17 protein-coding genes are annotated in these 21,460 nt (G+C 33.7%); 3 read left to right on the forward strand and 14 right to left on the reverse strand.

What is annotated here, in order from left to right; genetic code table 11:
• Positions 1-2: 2 nt before the first annotated feature.
• From dsrP to PQF96_RS00860, 6 genes are all read right to left on the reverse strand, one after another.
• A complete protein-coding gene (dsrP, locus tag PQF96_RS00835) occupies positions 3-1,226 on the reverse strand; it encodes a sulfate reduction electron transfer complex DsrMKJOP subunit DsrP (protein ID WP_271764756.1) in 1,224 nt (407 codons plus the stop codon).
• A 100-nt stretch (positions 1,227-1,326) separates the two neighbouring features.
• Positions 1,327-2,520, reverse strand: coding sequence for a 4Fe-4S dicluster domain-containing protein (locus tag PQF96_RS00840; RefSeq protein ID WP_271764757.1), 1,194 nt, complete (start codon positions 2,518-2,520; stop codon positions 1,327-1,329).
• A 41-nt stretch (positions 2,521-2,561) separates the two neighbouring features.
• Positions 2,562-3,185, reverse strand: a complete 624-nt coding sequence (locus tag PQF96_RS00845; RefSeq protein WP_271764758.1) for a cytochrome c3 family protein — start codon at positions 3,183-3,185, stop codon at positions 2,562-2,564.
• Entirely contained in the window at positions 3,178-3,879 is a 702-nt protein-coding gene (locus PQF96_RS00850) for a cytochrome C (RefSeq protein ID WP_271764759.1), read from the reverse strand. The genes PQF96_RS00845 and PQF96_RS00850 overlap by 8 nt, the downstream gene beginning before the upstream one ends.
• Before the next feature lie 3 nt (positions 3,880-3,882).
• Complete coding sequence (locus tag PQF96_RS00855; RefSeq protein WP_109436612.1) at positions 3,883-6,213, reverse strand: molybdopterin-dependent oxidoreductase; 2,331 nt, start codon at positions 6,211-6,213, stop codon at positions 3,883-3,885.
• Between the two features lie 3 nt (positions 6,214-6,216).
• Positions 6,217-6,456 carry a hypothetical protein gene (locus tag PQF96_RS00860; protein WP_109436611.1) on the reverse strand — a complete coding sequence of 80 codons (240 nt, stop codon included), beginning with the start codon at positions 6,454-6,456 and terminating at the stop codon, positions 6,217-6,219.
• Positions 6,457-6,859: 403 nt separating this feature from the next.
• Between PQF96_RS00860 and PQF96_RS00865 the strand changes: the two genes are divergently transcribed.
• Genes PQF96_RS00865 through PQF96_RS00875 form a run of 3 tightly spaced genes read left to right on the forward strand, consistent with a single transcriptional unit; the run spans position 6,860 to position 9,695 of the window.
• Positions 6,860-7,873: a S1C family serine protease gene (locus tag PQF96_RS00865; RefSeq protein WP_271764760.1), complete on the forward strand. Its 1,014-nt coding sequence runs from the start codon at positions 6,860-6,862 to the stop codon at positions 7,871-7,873.
• Between the two features lie 32 nt (positions 7,874-7,905).
• Positions 7,906-8,577 carry a hypothetical protein gene (locus PQF96_RS00870; protein WP_271764761.1) on the forward strand — a complete coding sequence of 224 codons (672 nt, stop codon included), beginning with the start codon at positions 7,906-7,908 and terminating at the stop codon, positions 8,575-8,577.
• Positions 8,577-9,695 (forward strand): BamA/TamA family outer membrane protein, encoded by a 1,119-nt coding sequence (locus PQF96_RS00875; protein WP_271764762.1) that lies wholly within the window; start codon positions 8,577-8,579, stop codon positions 9,693-9,695. Before PQF96_RS00870 ends, PQF96_RS00875 begins: the two co-directional genes overlap by 1 nt.
• 7 nt (positions 9,696-9,702) lie before the next feature.
• Here PQF96_RS00875 and PQF96_RS00880 read toward each other — a convergent pair whose 3' ends face one another.
• The 8 genes from PQF96_RS00880 to PQF96_RS00915 all read right to left on the reverse strand — a co-directional run bounded on the left by PQF96_RS00880 (position 9,703) and on the right by PQF96_RS00915 (position 21,459).
• Positions 9,703-10,644 (reverse strand): helix-turn-helix transcriptional regulator, encoded by a 942-nt coding sequence (locus PQF96_RS00880; RefSeq protein WP_271764763.1) that lies wholly within the window; start codon positions 10,642-10,644, stop codon positions 9,703-9,705.
• 206 nt (positions 10,645-10,850) lie between these two features.
• Complete coding sequence (locus PQF96_RS00885; protein WP_271764764.1) at positions 10,851-11,618, reverse strand: LytR/AlgR family response regulator transcription factor; 768 nt, start codon at positions 11,616-11,618, stop codon at positions 10,851-10,853.
• A 6-nt stretch (positions 11,619-11,624) separates the two neighbouring features.
• The gene (locus PQF96_RS00890) at positions 11,625-12,644 is read right to left on the reverse strand and encodes a sensor histidine kinase (protein WP_271764765.1); all 1,020 of its coding nucleotides are present in this window, start codon (positions 12,642-12,644) and stop codon (positions 11,625-11,627) included.
• Between the two features lie 18 nt (positions 12,645-12,662).
• Positions 12,663-13,334 carry an ion channel gene (locus PQF96_RS00895; RefSeq protein WP_271764766.1) on the reverse strand — a complete coding sequence of 224 codons (672 nt, stop codon included), beginning with the start codon at positions 13,332-13,334 and terminating at the stop codon, positions 12,663-12,665.
• 73 nt (positions 13,335-13,407) lie between these two features.
• Positions 13,408-14,841, reverse strand: a complete 1,434-nt coding sequence (locus PQF96_RS00900; protein ID WP_271764767.1) for a hypothetical protein — start codon at positions 14,839-14,841, stop codon at positions 13,408-13,410.
• 44 nt (positions 14,842-14,885) lie between these two features.
• Positions 14,886-17,996: an efflux RND transporter permease subunit gene (locus PQF96_RS00905; RefSeq protein WP_271764768.1), complete on the reverse strand. Its 3,111-nt coding sequence runs from the start codon at positions 17,994-17,996 to the stop codon at positions 14,886-14,888.
• A gap of 21 nt (positions 17,997-18,017) precedes the next feature.
• Positions 18,018-19,109, reverse strand: a complete 1,092-nt coding sequence (locus PQF96_RS00910) for an efflux RND transporter periplasmic adaptor subunit (RefSeq protein WP_271764769.1) — start codon at positions 19,107-19,109, stop codon at positions 18,018-18,020.
• A 10-nt stretch (positions 19,110-19,119) separates the two neighbouring features.
• Positions 19,120-21,459: a TolC family protein gene (locus PQF96_RS00915; protein WP_271764770.1), complete on the reverse strand. Its 2,340-nt coding sequence runs from the start codon at positions 21,457-21,459 to the stop codon at positions 19,120-19,122.
• Position 21,460: the final 1 nt, after the last annotated feature.

Below are 21,460 nucleotides of genomic sequence, written 5' to 3' on the forward strand. Positions count from 1 at the left end.
ATTCATTTTTTCTCATTAAAACGTAATTTCCCAGTCTCGATTCCAATAGCGGTTTTGGCAAGTATTGTGAAAACAAAAGCACCAAGTGCCCAAATACCTATAGTAACTCCAATCTCTATTCCGGTAGGCATATATTCTGCAATTTTACCATATGGCCCAGGAATAAATCCAGGAACAATTAATCCAAACCCTTTCTCTATCCAAATTGCAATAAATAGAATAAAACAACAAAAATATAATACCTTAAAATTGTTACGCAGTTTACCAAATGTAAGTAAGATAGTAGCCAGAACGTTTAACGGAATAGCGGTCCATATCCATGGTAATAAGGCAGTTTTACCTTCCAAACCAAAAAATAAATAATAAGCACTTTCACTATGATGAGTGGGAGCATAAAATTCTTTAAATAATTCTGACACCAACATAATGAGATTGATTTGTGCTGCTACAGTAACAATCATTGCTATTTTCTTGATCGTTTTATCTTCGATTTTAAATGCCGTAAATGTTCTTATAACCGCTAATACAAGAATGATTAATGCTGGTCCCGCAGCAAATGCTGAAGCCAAAAAACGGGGACCTAATAATGCATTATTCCAAAAAGGACGAGCCTGTAATCCCTGATATAAAAAAGCAGTTACCAAATGGATTCCCACAGCCCAAAATACTGACATGATTGCTCCGGGAACATATACTTTGGGATTCGCGTCTTTTCCCTGATAATGTCTAAATAATATATATAGAGGAATACTTATATTAATAAACAAATATCCATTAAGAACAATCACATCCCAGGTAAGCATCGAATTAGGAAAATTAAAAACTCCTATCCCAGGTATCATATGCCATAAAACAGATGGGCCTCCCATATCTGCTACGACAAAGGCCAAACACATAATCAAGGCCGCTACTGCCAAACCTTCTCCTATAAGTACAGCTTGCTTAAAGTCAATATCTTTAAGTACATATGTTGGCATCACCAACATTACAGCTGCAGCAGCAACACCTACCAAAAAAGTAAAATTAGAAATATATAATCCCCAACTCACTCTATCTGTCATTCCTGTAACACTCAACCCTTCCTCTATTTGTATCGAATAACAATACATCCCAACTAACATCACAAAAGTCAAAAAAGCCATCCAAAAATGGTATTTTTTTGACCCTTTGGTAATAGTATCCAGGCTATCTTTAATTAAACTTCCAAAAACTTTGAGTGTCTTCATACTAACTATTTTTTTGGCGTTCCCTTCATTCTTCAGGTCGGGCTATACACGCTACATGGTAGCTTGTTCCTATCCCTTACGCGAGCTTATCTTTTTATTATTAATCCATAAAGTACCAGAACTTAGGTTCTGTACCGAGATCTTCTTTTAACCTAAACACTTTTTTATTTTCTAATACCCATCGTATAGTACTATTTGGATCTAATAAATTCCCGAAAATTCTTGCTCCCGTTGGGCAGGCCTCAACACAAGCAGGATCTTTACCAGATCTCGAACGTTGTACACAAAACGTGCATTTCTCCATGACTCCTTTTTTACGCATTCTATTTCCCAGATAGTGTTGATCTTTATTTACCTCTTCTTCAGGAACCTCGGGAGTGCTCCAATTAAATCGACGTCCATCATAAGGGCAAGCCGCCATGCAATACCTACACCCTACACACCAATCATAATCTACTACTACCAATCCATCATCTTCTCGCCATGTTGCTTGTACAGGACACACCTCTACACAAGGAGGGTTATCACAATGAAAACATTGCGTACCCATATAAAAATGACCTTCGGCAGGGACTTCGTGATAATAATTATCATCAGCTTCATTAAACTTAAATCCTTCTCCGTCTTTCATTTCATGAATACGGATATATTGCATTTCTGAGTTACGATCCTGATTGTTTTCTTCCACACAAGCATTTACACAATCCATATATCCTTGGCATTTAGAGATGTTAAATGCATATCCAAACAATACATCTTTTACTGCATCTGTGGATTTCATGGTTATAGTTGAATTTTTGCGCAGTTCATAGGACCGCACCAAACGATTTACCGTAGCATTTCGCTCCTCATCTGTCATTAATTTATAGTTTCCTTTAAACTGCTCTTCCCAATCTATTTGTGCTTTTTCTTTTGTATCCTCTCCAGTAGTGACACTACAAGATGTACTTACCGCTCCAGCTCCTATAAGCAAACTAGCGGTTAATTTTCTAAAAGCGGTACGACGATCCATTTGCACATCAAAAACCTGATCGAAACCATCTTTTTTACGTTCATTACCAATAGAAGCTTCAACTGCTGCTTTAAAAAATTCCTCATCATTAATCTCGGGTTCAGTATGAGAACCACATCCTCCTGAAGTGCTTCCACAACCACAAGATGTTTTTACAGGAGCTGGTTCGTTTACCTGAGAACTACAACCTCCCGAAGAACTTCCACAACCACAAGGTGATTCAGAGGTCTGTCTAATTGCACTATTTAAATTCAATTTAAAATATTTTCCAATCCCACTCATAATTTAAATTTTTATTATAATCACTCTAAAGTGATACTGGATTATTCTCTTTCTTTTACTTTTTGTGTATTAAATCTCGACGGCCATCTGGATTCTATATGTGGCTTATGTGGATTGTGGCAATTTACACAGGTCATCGCAGCTCTTGGGTTAGCCCACCCTCCTATATTCTTACCATGAGCACCACCTTTCCAATCCTCAAATTGTTGGGTATGACATTGACTACATAATTGATAACTTCTATTAAAATCAATCGCATTGCCTGTAAGGCTTTGTAAATTATCCATATCATTACCATTATGGCAAGTAGCACAATTCATAGTTGTTGTATTAGCATGCACTAATTCGATATCCCAATGTGCTTTTTTAAAATCTGCTCCCTTAATTTGTTCTAAAGGTTTAGAATGACATTCTGTACAAGCATAAGAAGTAATTTGACTTTTACGATCCGGAATTAAAAATGTATGCTTTCCTTCTGTAATTTCGACAGTCTTCATATCTCCTATATATGTTTCAGAAGAAATAGGAATACCATGATAATCTTTACTTTCTTCTTCTATTTTATCAGTGAGGCTATGATACTCTCCTTCTCCTCCATGCTTACAAGAAAACTGCATAAAAATGAACATGCAAACCAGAAGATATATATAATATTGTCTATTCATTTTGATGGGTATTAGTTCTTGTAAAAATTTCTGTATCTACAAGCTCACGAATATCGGGTACGTGACATTGGCGACAGTTTATTCTTTCAGGATGTGTAACTCTGATCTCTTTTGGCGCAGCAGGACCAGCATGACAGGACAGGCAATTCTCCCTCATCTGGATATCATGCGGCATCATTGGCGGACTGCCCGGCAAAGCACTATTTACACCTACTTTGGGAGGATGTATTTCTGCAAAATTAGTGTCTGTAAAAAGTGTCTGTGTATTTTGAGCTACATGACATTGTCGACAATTGATCAACTCGGGATGCGGAGTTACAGGAGCGTATGCATTAAATTTCTCTACAAATCCACCATTTTGATGACACTGTAAACAAGCTTTTCCGCCGATACCTCTTTCGCCTTTTAGTAACTCATGAGGAATACTTGGCGGCGCACCTGGATATGCCCGGTTATCATAATATGTAGCTAAACTACGTTGATGTTCTTCATCAATGGGCATATTAAGATATTCTAAAGCAAATTCTGATCGCGCAAATACCCCTTTTTCTGAAGGAATGGTAGAAACAGGAACTTCTTCAGCAATTGGAATATATGCTTCTTCTAATCCTTTTTTATAGCTAAAATTCCAGATCACTATAAAAGCTATGAATAAAAGTATAAACAATGATATGATACCTAGTCTCTTTTTCATAGCCTATGCTTTTTCGACTTTAACAGCACACTTTTTATAGTCAGGTTCTTTAGAAATTGGACAAAAAGCATCTAAAGTAACATCGTTAATCATCATGTTTTCATCAAAGAAAGGAACAAATACCTGCCCCTTGGTTGGCAAACCTCTTTCATTTATCGAAGCCGGTAATATACAAGACCCTCTGCGTGAAGTCACTTTTATATTTTCTCCATTTCTTATTCCCAATGCTTTTGCATCTTCTGGATGAAACTCTGCATAAGCACTCGGCATAGCTTTATGCAGTACAGGAATCCTACGTGTCATAGACCCTGTATGCCAATGTTCAATAACCCTTCCTGTATTCAACCAAAAAGGGTATGCGGCATCCGGGACTTCTGGAGCAGGTTCATAGGGTCGTTGCCAGATTACTGCTTTTCCATCTGGTTTCCCATAGAAATGAAAATCTTCTCCATTAGAACATGCCGGATCATATTTGGCATTGAAACGCCACTGTGTAGATTTTCCGTTTACATATGGCCATATGACTCCGGATTCTTTTTTCAGCACTTCCAGAGGAGCCATTCCGTGTTTTGCTCCTTCATGAAACTGTCTGTATTCATTATAAATTTCTTCAACATGATTTTCTTCACTGTAAGGAAATAAATCACCATATCCCATTCGTTTTGCAACTTCAATCGTCATCCATGCATCTGGTGTTGTTTCTCCCGGACCATCAACCATTTTGTCCCAATGTTGTGTTCTGCGCTCAGAATTCCCATACAATCCACTTTTTTCAATATGCCAGGATGCTGGTAAAATGACATCTGCCACATCAGAAGTTGGTGTGGGAAAAACATCAGAAACGACTACAAAACAAGAGTCTTTTTCCATACCAGGACGATACCTACTTGTCTTTGGTAATGAAACCAGTGGATTAGTAACTTGTGTCCAAATAAATCTAATATCTCCTCGATCAACTGCTCTGAACATTTCTGTTGCATGATAGGTCGGTTTAGCAGGAATACGTTCATAAGGTACTTTCCATATTTTTGCAGCCAAACGTCTGTGTTTTTCATTCGTTACCACTCCTTTTGGTAATTTATGGGTAAACGTACCCACTTCTCTTGCTGTACCACAAGCAGAAGGTTGACCAGTTAATGAAAATGGCCCATTTCCTGGTTGTGAAATTTTTCCGGTAAGTAAATGTATATTATACACTAAGTTGTTGATCCAGGTTCCTCTGGTATGTTGATTCATTCCCATACACCAATAGGAAACCACTTTTTTATTTGGATCTCCATATATTGCTGCCAAATACTTAATGTCTTTTACAGATACTTTGGAATATTTTGCTACTTTTTCTGGAGTATAATCTTTTAAAAACTCTTTGTATGCTTCAAAATCTATTGTTGAGGGCTTGTCATTAAACTTATAATTATCTTCTAAGCCATATCCCATATTAGTTAGCCCTTTACTAAAGTTACAATGCTTTTCTACAAAAGAGTTATTTACCCATCCATTATTTATAATTTCATAACAAATAGCATTAGCTACTGCCAAATCTGTCTGAGGTTCGAATAATATTGATCTATTAGATGCTGTGCTGGAACGCGTTGTTCTTGTTGCAAAATCAATGATTTGAGCCCCTCTTCTACTCTTTTGTTCTAACATTCTGGAGAATAACACGGGGTGCATTTCTGCCATATTATTTCCCCATGTGATAAAATAATCTGCATGATCTATATCCTCATAACATCCCATAGGTTCATCAGCCCCAAAAGTGGTTAAAAAACCAGCTACTGCACTTGCCATACATAGACGAGCATTACAATCCAGGTTATTGGTTCCTATGGCGCCTTTCATCAATTTAGATGCCACATATCCCTCTGGAATTGTAGATTGCCCAGAAGTATACATAGCAACAGCATCTTTACCATGCTCTTGAATAGTTTCTTTCATTTTATTAGCTACAATATCCAAAGCTTCATTAAGGGGAGTCTTTACATATTGACCATTTTTCTTCACCAATGCATGAGTAAGTCTATCTTTTGATTGAATACACATCGTTTGATGATACCCTTTTACACAAAGCAATCCTTTATTGACCGAAGAGTTAGGATCTCCTTTTACCGCTACTGCTTTTCCATTTTCGGTACCCACCAAAATACCACAACCTACACCACAAAAACGACAAGGTCCCTTTTTCCAGTCCAGATTAGCTCCATTAGGTATCCCTTCTTCTTGCTCATCTGCAAATAAAATCCCAGGAAACATTGTAGCCGCAGCTGTCATTGCAGACAACATTGCCATTTTTTTAATAAAATTTCGTCTGTCGGTAAGTATAGAATTGTACATATGCTATTTATCTTTAGGAGTATTAAATCCAGAAACCATTGCTAATAATTTCAGGCTTGAGATGGTTTCTAGTTTCTTAGTTAGAATATCCTCTTCGTATTCGTCTGCGGTATCTGTGACCAGAACAAGAATATCTTTATTTTCTGCGGGAAGTACTTCACACTTTTCTAATGTCGAAAGTGCAGTGATGAGTTCGTCTTTTTTTCCTTGGTGCGGATGTGCTAAATAACTTTTGATTGGCATGGTGGTATCGTTAGTGGTTTAGCCAAATCAAGATTTTAGGGTAGTATTCCAATAGTAAATGTAAAATTTAATCAACACCACTACCTTTTCTTATGATGATTTGTGATTAGTAAGATACAAAAATCGTGGTTTCATTAATACTAAAAACTGACATTTATCATATGTCTAGATTTTATAGTTTATTAAAAGTGATAGACCAATGTACCTTTTTTAATAGCTATGAAATTATATAAGAAGAAGTAAAACTCAATTATCAATTCGGGTCACAAAAATCTTAGAAGACAGTAAATCATATTTTATTCATTGAACTTAAATGATAATAAACTATCAATTTCAGATTAGTATTTTTAACTATTAAATACATCTCTAACGTTAGAACATTATCTCCTTAAAAATACAAACAATGAAAAACATATTTTATGTTATCCTCCTATGCTTTGCAAGCATTTGTCAAGCTCAGGATTTATCTCAGCTTTATGAAAAAGTAAATCCAGCAGTGGTGGTAATCTTTACTCAAGAAGCGAAATTAAAATCTGAGGGTAGCATTACCAAAACAGTTACTTCTGAAGGATTAGGATCTGGTTTTATGGTTTCAGAATCCGAAATCATTACTGCATCACACGTTGTTGATGCTGCCGAAATATTAAGAGTTAAATTTATTGATGGAGAAGTACGATCTGCAAAAGTGATTTCTACTTTCAAATCAGCAGATGTTGCCTTAATCAAACTAGATACACCCAAAAAGGATGCTATAACGGTAAACTTTGGAGACTCTGATCAAGTAAAAATAGGAGAACAGGTTTTTATTGTTGGCGCTCCATTTGGTTATAGTCATTCACTTTCTTCAGGTTATGTGAGCGGAATTATTAAGAACAAACTAGGGGCTAATCCATTTACTCAATCTGAGTTTATTCAAACAGATGCTGCCATTAATACTGGTAACTCTGGAGGCCCCATGTTTAATATGAAAGGTGAAGTAATTGGTGTAGTAAGCCAAATCCTTACCAAATCAGGAGGTTTTGAAGGTATTGGGTTCGCTGCGACTGCAAATATCACTAAAAATCTTATTGCAAACAATAGAACTCCTTGGTTAGGTTTTGATGCATACCCTCTTACCGGGAAGACTAAGCGATTATTCAATGTGCCTCAAAATAGTGGTCTACTGGTACAGCGTGTTGTTTTTGGATCTGTATTGTACAAAATGGGGTTATTAGGAGGTGATACCGAAGTTGTAATTGATGGACAAAAGCTAATCATTGGAGGTGATATTATTCTCGCTTTTAATGATGTAATATTTGATCTTACCGATGATTCTTTGGTAAAACTTGGTGAATTGGGCAAAAACTTAAAAACTACAGATGTCTTAGAACTAAAAGTACTACGTGATGGAAAAATTATAACTTTGAAAAAAGAGTAAACCCTATTTCGAATCTAACAGAAATTAATTGCATGCAAATACGTAGTTATAATTCATTAAAAATACTAGCTATTCTCTTTTTGCTGATTTCTAGCAATAGCATAAGTGGTCAGAAAAAAGAAAATGACACCATTGTATCTCCATTTCGTAAAGGAAAATGGCTTACGGGTTTATCGGGTACGATTAATTCAAGTACCATTGAATTAAGAAACACTAATGAAACTACAACCACCAACGAATATGGGATTAATCTCACTACCGGAAAATTTATAAAAAATCGTTTTTTAGTAGGAATCACAATTGCCGCTAACAGGAGCAATAACTCAGGAATTGTTGAGAGAACTACAGAGAATCTATTTATAGGTCCTTTAGTTTCATATTACCTCTCAAAGGTAGAGCGGGGATCACTTTTTTTTCAGGTATCTCCCGGATATGTACGTTACAGGGATAATACTCGGATAGAACAAACCAGTGGTTTTGTAGAAGAATTAGGTGAAGGAAGTGGTTTTGGAACACTACTCGGAGTTGGGTATTCTTATGCCTTTTTTGATCTAGTCACCTTTGATATCGGACTAAAAACCAACCTGTTATGGATCAATATCGATCAAGAATCAGCTCCAGCAAACACTATTATTTCAGAAGATATTTTTGTGAATAGTATTTCTTTTTCGTTTGGTTTTAACATTTTAGTAGATCAGTTCTAATGAGAAAACAAATTTCAATATATACAGTTGCTCTCCTACTATTATTTTCTAATAGAGTTCGGTCTCAAAGTAAAGAGACTGTATTTAAAACGGATACGATTGCAAGTACAAAAAGTATTCAATTTATTGGAGTTCCTATTGCGTTTTATACACCAGAAACTGAATTTGGTTTTGGTGGTGGTGGACAACTTTTCTTATTAAATAAAAAAAATATCTATAATGACCGTCAATCAAACATTCTATTTAGTGGAATTTACACATTAAATGAACAGTTTCTATTTGAAGTCAAACCAGAAATCTATTTAGGTAAAGGAGATTACTTTATTGATATAGACTATGCCTGGGAAATCTATCCCAACTTATTTTGGGGTATCGGGAATAGTACACCAGATAGAAATGAGGAAGTTTATAATATGACTTCGCATAAATTAAAAATGGGTTATCTAAGACGCTTACCTCCAAATCTTAATTTCGGATTTGAATATGTCTTCGAAAACCATGAAGTCACTGATGTTGAAGAAGGAGGAATTCTCGACTCAGGAAATGTTCTTGGCAATGACCGAGCAATTATTAGCGGGTTAGGTGTCACCTTCAATTTAGATACCAGAGATGATGTTGGTTCTCCCCTATCTGGTCGGTATTATAAGCTTAATGCACAATTTTCAAGTGAACTTCTGGGAGCTACCCATGGCTACAATAAATTCTTTTTGGATTTACGAACATATGAATCATTAACCAAAACGAGCATTCTGGCTATGCAAGTATATAGTGAAAATACTTTTGGAGATGCACCTTTTCAAGGTTTGGCTAAATTTGGTGGAAGCTATAGTGCCAGAGGATATTTCTATGGTAGATTTACAGACAGCCATATGTATATTATACAAACAGAATATCGATGGCGTTTTAGACCACGATGGACAATGGCAGCCTTTGGGTTGGTAGGTGAAGTAGCAAGTACTCCTGAAAATTTCTTTAGTATCAGTAATATGAAACCCAGTGCTGGGGCTGGTATACGCTTTAAGTTACTTAAAAATAAAAGTACCTGGTTACGATTGGATACCGGATTTGGAGAAAATGGAAATAGTGGTTTTTATTTTGGGATCAATGAAGCTTTCTGAAGTTATTTTAATGTAAAAGTATTATACTTTCTCTGTATTTACCTGGTGTAAAACCTGTCCATTTTTTAAATGATCGAATAAAATTTGGACTATCAGAATATCCTAAACATTCGCTAATCAAATTAATATTCATATCAGAAGTAGTTAAAAGGTCAACTGCTCTATCGTGAAGTATATTATTAAGAATATCAGAAAATTTAACCTGTTTTGATTTTAGCACCCTTTTTATACTGCTCTCTGAAGTATTAAAATGACTAGCAAGTGTTTTGAGTGAGGGAATACAACCGTACTTATAGCTCGATATCACATTTTCAATAATAGCTATAATATTTTTTTCTTGATATTCAGGTATTATAAAAAGATTCAGAGGATTTGTATACGTTTCATACTGCAATAATGATTTTGAAAATACAAATCGATATTCTGGTTGATTATATTTAATTGGATATTCTCCATGGGGTAACAAGGGTTTGATATCAGAAATCATTGCATTTGGTATATGTACAGCCATTGGATTCCAATTATGTCCTCCATATACATTAAACAACTGACATATAATAGCTAATAAAATATACTCTGATATTTTACCTCCTTTAGAATGTTGATCTAAAAATGAAAAAGATAATATAGCTTCATTTTTATGAATTTTAAAATCCGTTTTAATATTTGTCTGAAGTACATCGTTGAATTTGACAAACGCTAGTATAGATTTGTTTAAAGAAGAAAACCCAGCTAGATATGAACCATAACTGCCTAATTCTGAAAGACTGAAATCATTGAGGAAATTAACTACGAACGTATCCGTTTCACTATTTCTTCTTAATAGAGAAAAAAAATCGTGAACTACTGTTGTCGGAATATAGTTTTGTGAATTAGAAAGATCAAAATGTCGTATTTCGCTTTTTTGAATAAGTTTTTCGGTGTCAATACCAAAACTTTCTAATCTCATTAACAAGGGTTTGAAATAAGATACTTGATATACAAAATACTCACGTTTCATTATAGACAATTTGTGTGCAATTACTATTAAAACAATGATCCAAGCAATAAAACTCATTCATTAGATCACAATAAATGTATCTGATCTAAAATGGTAAAAAAAACAAAAACAAGTGAAGTGGCTAATTTTGAATTTTAACCGTACAAATTAGAACTTTAACCATTCATCAACCAGTTTTTAAAATCTTTAGATTTTTCTTTACTTATAATAATATTTTCATCAATTTCTGGTATCACAGTTACCTTGATCTTACCGTAAAATGGATAATTAATTTTATCAACCGCATCACGATTTATAATAAATTGTCTATTGACTCTATAAAACACTTCCGGATCCAAATCTTTTTCTAATTCCTGCATTTTTTTTTCCATTGTATAAGATCCAGCTAAAAACGTAACTCCTCTAACTACTCCTCTATTAATATAAAAGAATGCAAAATCTTTAACTTTGATTGGAATAATATCACCCCTGTTAGGGATTAAAAAAGTTGAGCAATAATGTTGCCTTTTAGTTTTTATATTCTCAAACAATACATCAAATTGTTTTTGAATGCTATTATAATTGTTTTTTTTAAACTTTAAAATGGCATTTGTGAGCTCTTTTTGTTGAATGGGTTTTAGTAAATAGTACATGCTATTCACCTTAAAAGTCTCAATAGCATACTGATCATGAGCCGTGGTGAAAATTATAGGTTTGTTTAGTTCAATTTCCTCAAAAATTTCAAAACATATACCATCTCCTAAATGAACATCCATAAAGATAAGTTCAAAATCCTGATGTTCTTTAAAATATCGTACGGTAGATTTTACGCTATCTAATACTGCAATAATTTCAATTTCAGGGTTTTCGCGATGTAGTAAATCAACCAGATTTTTGCTGGCAGCTAATTCATCCTCAACAATTACAGCTTTGATAATATTCATAATTAGCTAAATGGGAAGTTTAATGATAAAATGATCATTTTTATGAATCTGGATATTCTTTTCTTTTAGTAGTTCATATCGCTTAGATAAATTTGCTAATCCATATCCAGTGCTTTTTTCAGGATCACTTCGTGGTTGTATTTTATTTTTGACTATAAGATAATCATTTTCAAAATAAATGTTTATACTTAGAGGATACTCCTTAGAAATTTCATTATGTTTTATTGCATTTTCTATTAGTATTTGTATAGAAAGTATAGGAATCAAAATGGAGTGAGTAGTTTCTACAATATCCACATGTATTTGAATATTAGTACCATATCGTATTCTGGCAAGGTGCATATAGTTATTCAAAAATTCTATCTCTTCTTTTAAGGGAACAAGATTTTTCTCGTTGCTTTGTAAAACATATCTAAAAATAAAAGATAGCTTGTCCACAAAATCTGTAGCTTCTTCTGGAGAATTACGAATAATATAATTTAAGGAATTCAAAGAATTAAATAAAAAATGAGGATTTATCTGACTCTTCAATGCTATTAACTCATTCTGAATATTCTCTTTAATGAGTCGATCCTTTTCTATTTCATTTATTTTTTGTTTTAACTGAAATTTCAGTAACCACCCTAATAGTAGTGAGATAACTCCCATTACTATCCAAACATATGATATTCCATTTCTTTCTGGTTGAATTATTTCTACCAATAAAAATCCGTGACTTATTATAAAAATATGAAATGAGACTTTAGCCAGAACCACTATCAATACAATAAAAACAAATCTCCTTGCCGTTTTATTAAATTTAGGAAAAATGACTGTGTTGTTAATAGTAAAATACAAAATCGACCAACAATACGCTGTAAAAGCAAACATTCGAAATAAAAAGACAGGTATTGAATCACCTTCAACATCATTAAAATATGTTAGTTTAGGGTATACAATAGATAGCAGCCTATTAAAATTAATTAATAATGATATGACTACTGAAATAAGTAGTAACGTTTTTGTCTTTATTACTTTTTCCTTCAATTACTATACTTCTTTAGGCTATCCTTCATTATTCTTATTAACATATTTACCAACTACTATTGCGGTAAGAATGACTAAATAAAACTGGCCCATCATACCAATTAAGACTGCTGCTTTTTGTGCTAACCTAGAAACAGGAACAATTTCTCCATACCCAATGGTTAAAAGAGTGATATAACTATAGTACATTAATCTTTCTGTTAATAGTTCGGGTTGATTTATCGTGGCTAATAACCCCGTAAAAGATCCAGGGTAGGACATTTCTATAGTCAGACACATAAAAAAACCTATTAACCCTAGTGAAATGTAACCACTCATTAAGCCAAAAATCACATTCTTATTAATAATTTTTGTTCCCCAGATTTGTTTTATGATTTCAAAAGCGACTACTACATAAAACAAAAAATAAGTTCCCATGTTTAGAAAGTTAAGGAACTTTATCTCTTGTTTTTCCATTGCTTTTACTCCGAAAAAAATAATGGAAAATATAAGCAATACGATAAAAAACCACATTAACTTCTTATTTTTTGAAATGAGAAGAATTCCTGCTCCGAGATTCATTAAAAATAGTACTGGTGATAATATATTTTCGAAAAAATCAGATGGAAATAATAACGATCCGAAAAGGATAGCAATTTGACTAAAAAAGAAAAGTTCAAATCGATAAAAATATATCTTATTTTCAAACATAATATATTACTTTTATACTTTCTTAGTTTATCATTAGCATGTTAAAAATTGTATTTTGCTTTAAATAAACCATTTACTTGATATTTTTTTTAAGTGATTTTAGTTTTTCATTAAGTAAAGGAATTTCTAATCCCACAATAAACCTCCATCGTTCTAATTGTAAATCTGAAATCCCTTCTTCAAATTCATCTACAGGATCTATAGGAAAATTAATGGGTTGTTGAAACTCTGAATTCGTTCTTGAATAGGTACTTCCTAATAAAAAACTTCCCCATTTTAAGGATACATCAAACCCAAGTCCAAAATGCCAATAATCGGATTCATAATTAATCTCACCTTCATTTTGATTAATAACATTAAACAAATTAGTATTCTCTACATAGGCCGAAAAATCAGAAGAAAAACTAAGAAAACCGCTAAATGAGGGGGATATATAGATTTCTGCTCCTGCACCAAAATTAAATACAGATTTTAACTCTTCATTAAAATCTAGCTCAGATACGTCATCTACTCCAGCTGTAAAGTTGGGTAATGTAATACGTTCATATTTATCGACTCCATTATACCAATCTACATTTAAATGAATTCTGCTTTTTTGTATTGGGATACCCGCACCAACCGAAACTCCTAACGCTGTCTTTCTTTTATTTTTAAGATCTTCTACATTTATAAAATTAAAAAAATCTTCGGGTGCTCCTAAACCTGATAAAAACTCTTCTCCTTTAAACGAAGCGTCATCAATAACATTAATATAAGGAAGGTGAATATTCATTCCTAGTTCAACATCTGAAATTTTCCAGGAAGCTCCAATTTTAAAGAACAATCCATATGTTTTTTGTTTATAAAGCAGATCGCTTGTATACGTAACTACATTTTCATTTACACCTTCTGCGGTATACAATGTACTACCATTACCTCTCATTTCATACACAGAGATAAAGCTTGAAATACCAATACTAAAATTAGAGTTTATTTTTCTGGCCCAGGTTAATCCAAACCACTCTTCTTTTATCTCATCGTCCAGGTTTATTCTCCCCAAAAAACGTTCTGCACCATCTAGAGAATTTAATATATCTTCTTCCAAAATACCTGTATCATAATTAAGATTAATCGATGAACGATACCTGGAAATAAAAGAATACGCAAATTTATCATTTGGTAAAAATTCCAATGTAAATGTGCCCGCAATCATACTTGGAATACCATTAAACTCAGAAGAGTTTAAATTACGATTATCTCCAAAAGCGTTTTCAAGTCCTATACGAGTTAATTCAAAAGCTTTACCACTAATAGCAAAAGCGGGTTCATCTATTAACCCCAATCTGGACGGATTATAATATGCCAATCCTAAATCCTCTACACTCCCGGTTACATTTCCATTTAAAAGAATTGAACGATTTCCATAATTTTCTATTCTATAGTTCCCTTGACTATAACATATACAATTACAACTTAAAAAAAGTAACACTGTTTTTAAGACACAATTCACCCTTTGTGTTTTAGACATAATAATTGATTTTGCCTAGAATAAAAGCAAATATTCTTTACGATTTATTCTAATAATGCTTCATTAAATTCATACTCTTTATAATCTACTTTATACAACACACTATAAAACGCAGGAATAAATAGTAAGGTAATTACTGTACCAAATAATAATCCTATCATAATGGTTACTGCCATAGGTTCCCACATCTCTCCTCCTCCAAGATATAAAGGGATTAATCCTAACACCGTAGTAAAGGTCGCTAGTAGAATAGGCCGAAAACGTTGAATACAAGCTGCTATAATGGCATCCTGCGGTTTTCGTTTCAATTCGCTTTCTTCGATTTCTATACGATCTATCAGAACGATTGCATTATTAATTACAATACCAGCCAGAGAGATTACTCCCAAGAACGCCATAAATCCAAAGGGAACACCAAATAATAACAACCCTATTACCATACCAATAACTCCTAACGGAATAGTCGTTACAATCATTGTCATTTTTCTAAAAGAGTTGAATTGTATAATCAATAACATCACGATGATAAAAGCAGAAAGTGGTAAATATTTAGCTACAGCACCCATATTTTCGGCACTGTTTTCTGCATCTCCTCCCAATGTATAGGTATACTCCTTTCCCCATTCTGATTCTCGTTCTTTTAACCAAGGCTTTATTAATGCAGTAATCTCTGAAGCATTTCCGTCCTCAGTAAGTTCACTGGAAACATTGATAGTGCGCGTAAGGTTTAATCGCTTTATTTTGGAATATTGCCACTGTGGAATGATATTCGCTACTTGTAATAAAGGAACACTTTTTCCTGAGTTTTGACCGTAAATATTAAGCGTTTCTAAAGAAGCTAAAGATTGCTGCTTCCCTTGATTGCTGGTCATTACAATAGGAATAGACTTATCATTTTCTCTAAATTCTCCTGCCTGAAAACCATCCAATACCGTTTGTAATGATATTGCCACATCCTGGTTGGTTATTCCTGCTGACTGTGCTTTGTTTTGATCAATATCAATTACGAATTTCTTTCCTTTGGGTCCCCAATCATCTTTAATATTCTTTGTTCCTGAAATGCTAAACAATTTCGTTTTTATTTCCTCCGCTATACTGGCTAACTTATCTGGATTATTACCAGACATTTTAATTTCAATAGGGGTTCCCCCACCTCCTGATCCTAATAGTCCAACTTTGATATCAGCATTAGGAAATGTACCAAAACAAAAAGCATCCAGTTCTTTTACCATATCATTATTCACTAAAAAAGAAGAAGTGTTTACTAAGATATGAGCATAGTTAGAATTAGGTTCATCGACACTATATCCTAAGTCATAGGATGATGGACCTTCACCAATGTAAGAAGACCAATCTACGATACCATCTCTGTTTTCATCATTAACTTTTAAGTTTTTGGTTATAAATTCTTCAATAGCTAATATGGTTTCAGTAGTACTTTCAATTTTGGTTCCTTCTGGTAAGTTAATATCTATGGTTATCATATTACGATCACTATCGGGAAAAAATACAAATGCTAATTTTGTGAATCCATAAAGTGATAAAAAGAACAACGCTACAATACCTAATAATACTGTTCTTTTCCAAGCTAAAGCAATTAGGATAAGATCTTTGTATTTGGACTTCAATCCATTGATCATACGATCCAAGAAACCCACCTTATTATCTTTTTTATTTTTAATTTTAAGAAAAAATACACAGAATAAAGTAATGATACTTAACGAAATGATCCAGGAAGACAAGAGTGCAATAGTAATCACTACAAAAATAGGTCCCATAATATCACCCATTACAGACTCTGCCATAAAAAATGCAAGAAATGCTGCAGATGTTGTTAAAGTAGATATTAACAATGGCATAAATAATTCTGCACATGAATCAATAGCTGCCTTTTTTACTTCGATGCCATTTTCCATTTTCACCATAATAGATTCTGCAACCACAATAGCATTATCAACCATCATCCCCAATGCCATAATCAAAGCTGCCAGAGTAATCTGATTAAGACCTATATCCATAAGTCCCATGACCATTAATGTTGTAATCGTTACAATAGGAATCAAACTTGCAATAACCATCCCAGTTCGAAACCCAAGAAAAATCAACATCACAGCTAATACAATAGCTATAGCTTGCATCAAATTTCCAAGAAAATCGCTAATCTTAAGTTCAATATATTGATCTATAGATGCTAATCGAGAAACTTCTAATCCTACGGGGAGTTTTGCTTGCCATTCTGCTAATAATACATCTATTTCTTCTCCCAACTTGATGATATTCCTTCCTTCTTTTAAAGAAATATGAAGAGAAATCGCATCTCTACCATTAATCCGTACTTTTTGTGTTGGAGGATTTATATATCCTTTTTCTATGGCAGTAATATCTCCTAGAGTAACAACTTGTCCATTTTGCCCAATCGGGATCAACATATTCCTAATATCTTCAATGCTATTAAAATTACCTGTGGGTTCCAATATAATTCGTTCTTGTTCGATATTAACTTCCCCACCAGAATTCAGAATATTTGTATTTGCAATGATCCCTTGTAAACTACTAGAGGTTAATCCGTATGCTTTTAGTTTAGTATTATCAAATTTCACAAAAACCCTCTCCTCTTGTGCTCCATTGATTTCAACTTTAGCAGCATCTTCTAACTTGATCAAATCATTTCTTAGATCATCGGCTTGTTCTTTCATAGCTGCATAAGAAAAGCCATCACTGGTAATCCCAACAGCAATGCCGAATACTTCTCCAATACCATCGTCATTCAATTGAGGTTGTACATTATTAGGTAGTCCTTGAATCGTATTTAATTTACGTCGTAATCGATCCCAAACTGGTTGTAATTGTTCTGGGGAAACTTCCATTTTTAATTCTACCTGAACTACAGAAAGTCCGGTTCTCGAAGTACTGGTCACTTTTTTTAGTTCGGGAAGTTCCTGTGCAATCTTCTCAATCTTATCTGTAACCAATTCCTCGACACGTTCTGGACTTGCTCCTGGAAATGATGAAACGATAGATGCCACACGAATAGTATAAGGCGGCATACTATCTCTTGAAAGAGAAGCATAAAAAACCATACCCATGACCAAGATAACCGCAAGAATACTTAGAGCAACACGATTTTTTTCAATAGAAAATTTAGCAAAATTCATAGCTTATTCTTTTTGTAGCGATTATTGTAATTTCACCTTTTGACCATCCAATAAGGTTTGCAATCCTGCTGTAGCAATTCGTTGCCCTTCAGAAAGTCCACTTTTGATTTTAAAACCATCTGTTGTAAGTTCTCCAATTTCTATACGATGTTTTTTAACCATTCCCGTAGTTCCATCTTCAGATTCAATCAAAAAAACAAAATTACCCTCTCCATCTTCTCCTACAGATTTTACCGGAATAACAAGAGCGTTTTCCTTTGTAGTTTGAACATCTTCAAAATTGAAAGTCACATTGGCTGTCATTCCTGATTTTATAGCATTTGTCGGGTTTATAATTCCAATTGACGTAATATATGTCGCTGCATCACTATCAATTATTGGAGAAACTTCTAATACATTTCCTTTAAAATTTTCTCCTGTTATTGCTGAAAAAGAAATAACCGCTGACATTCCCAATTGTACTTTATTTACAATATTTTCTGGTAATCCGATTTCAATTTTCATCTGATCTCCAGCATTTAGAATAGCAAATTGATGTCCTGCGCTCACCGTTTCATTAACAGCTCCGTTAGTATCTGCAATCAGGCCATCCTGAGGCGCATATATATATCCATAATTGATTTGAGATTGTTGGATACCTTTATTTCGTTTTGCTGATTCGTATTGATCCAAGGCATTCTGATAAGAATTTTTTGCCGATTCATAATCACTTAATGAGTTGCTTCCTTTTTCATACAAGGATTTGATTCGATCTAAGCTAGATTTTGCTGTGCTCATTGCTGATTGAGCACTATTTAATGCAGAAACCGATTGCTCATACGCTAGGTTAGCCTGCACATTATCTAATTTGGCAATAAGATCTCCTTTCTTTACTTGCTGTCCTTTACTTACATTTATTTTTGTAATAACACCTCCACTTCTAAAACTTAACTCAATCTCATTCCCTGCTTTGGCTATCCCGCTAAAAGTTCTAGTTTTTTGTACGTTCGAATTCCCCACTACCTGAAATTCTACAGGTCGTAGTACCTCTTTTTTTTCAGTTTCTTTTTCTTTACAGGCATTCAGCATCAAAAATGCGAATGCGAACAGTAGTATGTATTTTATGAGTTTCATGGATTGCGAATTAGTTTTTATTTAAAATGTACTGGTTGGCTCTTTGAATAAAATTCTGGTTACTGGCTTCTGTATTCATTAGGAAGAAATATCCAATAGCTCTTTCTAACTGCATAGAAGTTAACAAGTAATTGTAATTAGCTGTTGCACTAGCAAGTTGTGACTGTAAATAATTGGTTTGCGCATCAATTAATTGGATAAGAGGTACAGCACCTTCTGCATAAGCATTTTGAGTAAGATCCAAACTCTCTTTGGCTGCCTCTTCTGATACTTTAGAGATTTCGATATTTGCAATTTGATTGATCATATCTAACAAAATATCATTTACATTCTTTTCAATATTCAGTTCTACATTTTCTTTCTGTATTACTAATTGATCTTCCTGAATTTTTGCGGTTTGTCTATTAATATTTCGCTGATTTTGTTGAAAAATAGGTAGGGATAAGTTTAACCCTACATTATATGTTCCATCAGGTGGATTAGGAAATCCAACGGGGATTGTAATTCCTTTACCAGATTCTGAGAAGGCAAGACTATAGCTTCCTTGCAATGCTACTGTTGGGATAAATCTCCCAGTTGTATTAAACCTATAATTTCTTTGTGTAGCCTCAACATTATAGTTGATATTTTTTAACTCTGGTGCATTTTTCTTTGCTTCCTCGACAAGAAACTCAATTAACGAAGGTCTTAGTTTCGGGTCATCCAAAATTTCTAAAAAATCCTCATACTTATAATCCTTGAACAATCCTTCAGAGATTTCTGCATCTTCAATATCGATTTCGGTAGCAATCGGATTATTCATCAATTGATTAATCGTATTAAGCGCCTGTAATCTCTGATTATCAGCATCTATTAAGCTCTGTGTGTTTTGCGCCATTTGACTTTTAAAACGTAACACATCTGATTTACCCGATTCTCCAGCTTCAAAATTTTGATTTGCAATCTGTAAGTTTTTTTTGGTTACCTGTAAGTTCTGATTTTGAATCTGCTCATTGGTTTTTAAAATCAAAGCATTAAAATAGGCCACTGAAGCATTTAGAATTGCATCCAACTCTGCAGCATTATACGTTTCTTGTTGTGCTTTTTGTATGTTCTCCTGAATTGTAATATTAGCACCTGCACTTTCTGAATAAATTACTTGTTCTAAAGCGATATTTCCTGAAGTTGAAAATTCTGGATTGGATCCATTAGAAATTTCTGCAACCTTAGGATCGATATACACTCCAGAAGCATTAGCTGTTACATTAGGCAAATAACTACTTTTTGCTGTTTTTACGTCCTGACTACTTAATGCTATATTTTTACGCTCAACATCAAGAGCTAAGTTCTTCTCTACTACCCCATTCATAATATCAATAATAGAATAAGAAATCCCCGACTTAATGTCGTTCTTTCCTCCGATAAAATCTGTGGTTCCTAACATACTATATCGTAATGGAAATCCGATTTGTTTTGCAGTATTAAAATTAATTGAAAGCTTGTTTTTATATTCTACATACATAGGTAACTCAGATGGATTCGTACCTCCGATAATGGATTCTACATCCAGTGCAATACGTCTGAAGAACTGATCTATATTAGTTTCTGGTTGATTAGAAGCCAAGATTCCTTTTTCGACATCTTCTATACTATAGGCCGAAAAAGAAGGGAGTTTTTTAGCATTAACAGCAGTAACTAATGAAGAAAACTCTGTATCACTTAAATAAAACCCACCGGTAAGATAGACCGCATCAATATCGTTAAAATTAGTTCCTATATCTGAAACATTCTTAAGCGGAATTAATGTGTATGATGATTCTCTCTTAGAAAAATAATCATCAAATAATGCTTTTACTGGTAATATATCGGGCATAAAATCATCTACTATAATTCCAATTTTTTTATAATCATATAGAGATTGAAAAGCCTCCAGATCTTTTGTATAAGAGAAAGGTGTTATAAGATATGTAATATTATCAACTCCTGATGTTTGCTGACCTTCTGGCAACTCATAAAAATCTCCATTTACAGCTCCAAAAACAATTACCGGTTTGGTATAGTTCTTTTCTTGATATAACACGATGGTATTAATAACTCCAAAAGTGAGAATAATATCTGTATCAGAATTTAATAGTGTTTGGTAATTTGCTTTTGCAGCCTCTATATTAAAATCGTTTTCTAACACTTTTTTAAAAACAATAGTTGTACTCTGACCGACTACTCCTTTTATTTCGTTTTGTAATTTTTCTAATAAGGGCTTTGTCTCTTGTGTTGATTTATCTGCAAGAATACCAACGGTTATTGTTTTTGAGGTTTGAGAATACCCTATATGAATAAAAACAAGTAGAACTATTAACGTTATTTTTTTCATA

The sequence above is a fragment of the Aquimarina algiphila genome, from assembly GCF_947494415.1.
In the GTDB taxonomy this organism is placed as follows: domain Bacteria; phylum Bacteroidota; class Bacteroidia; order Flavobacteriales; family Flavobacteriaceae; genus Aquimarina; species Aquimarina algiphila.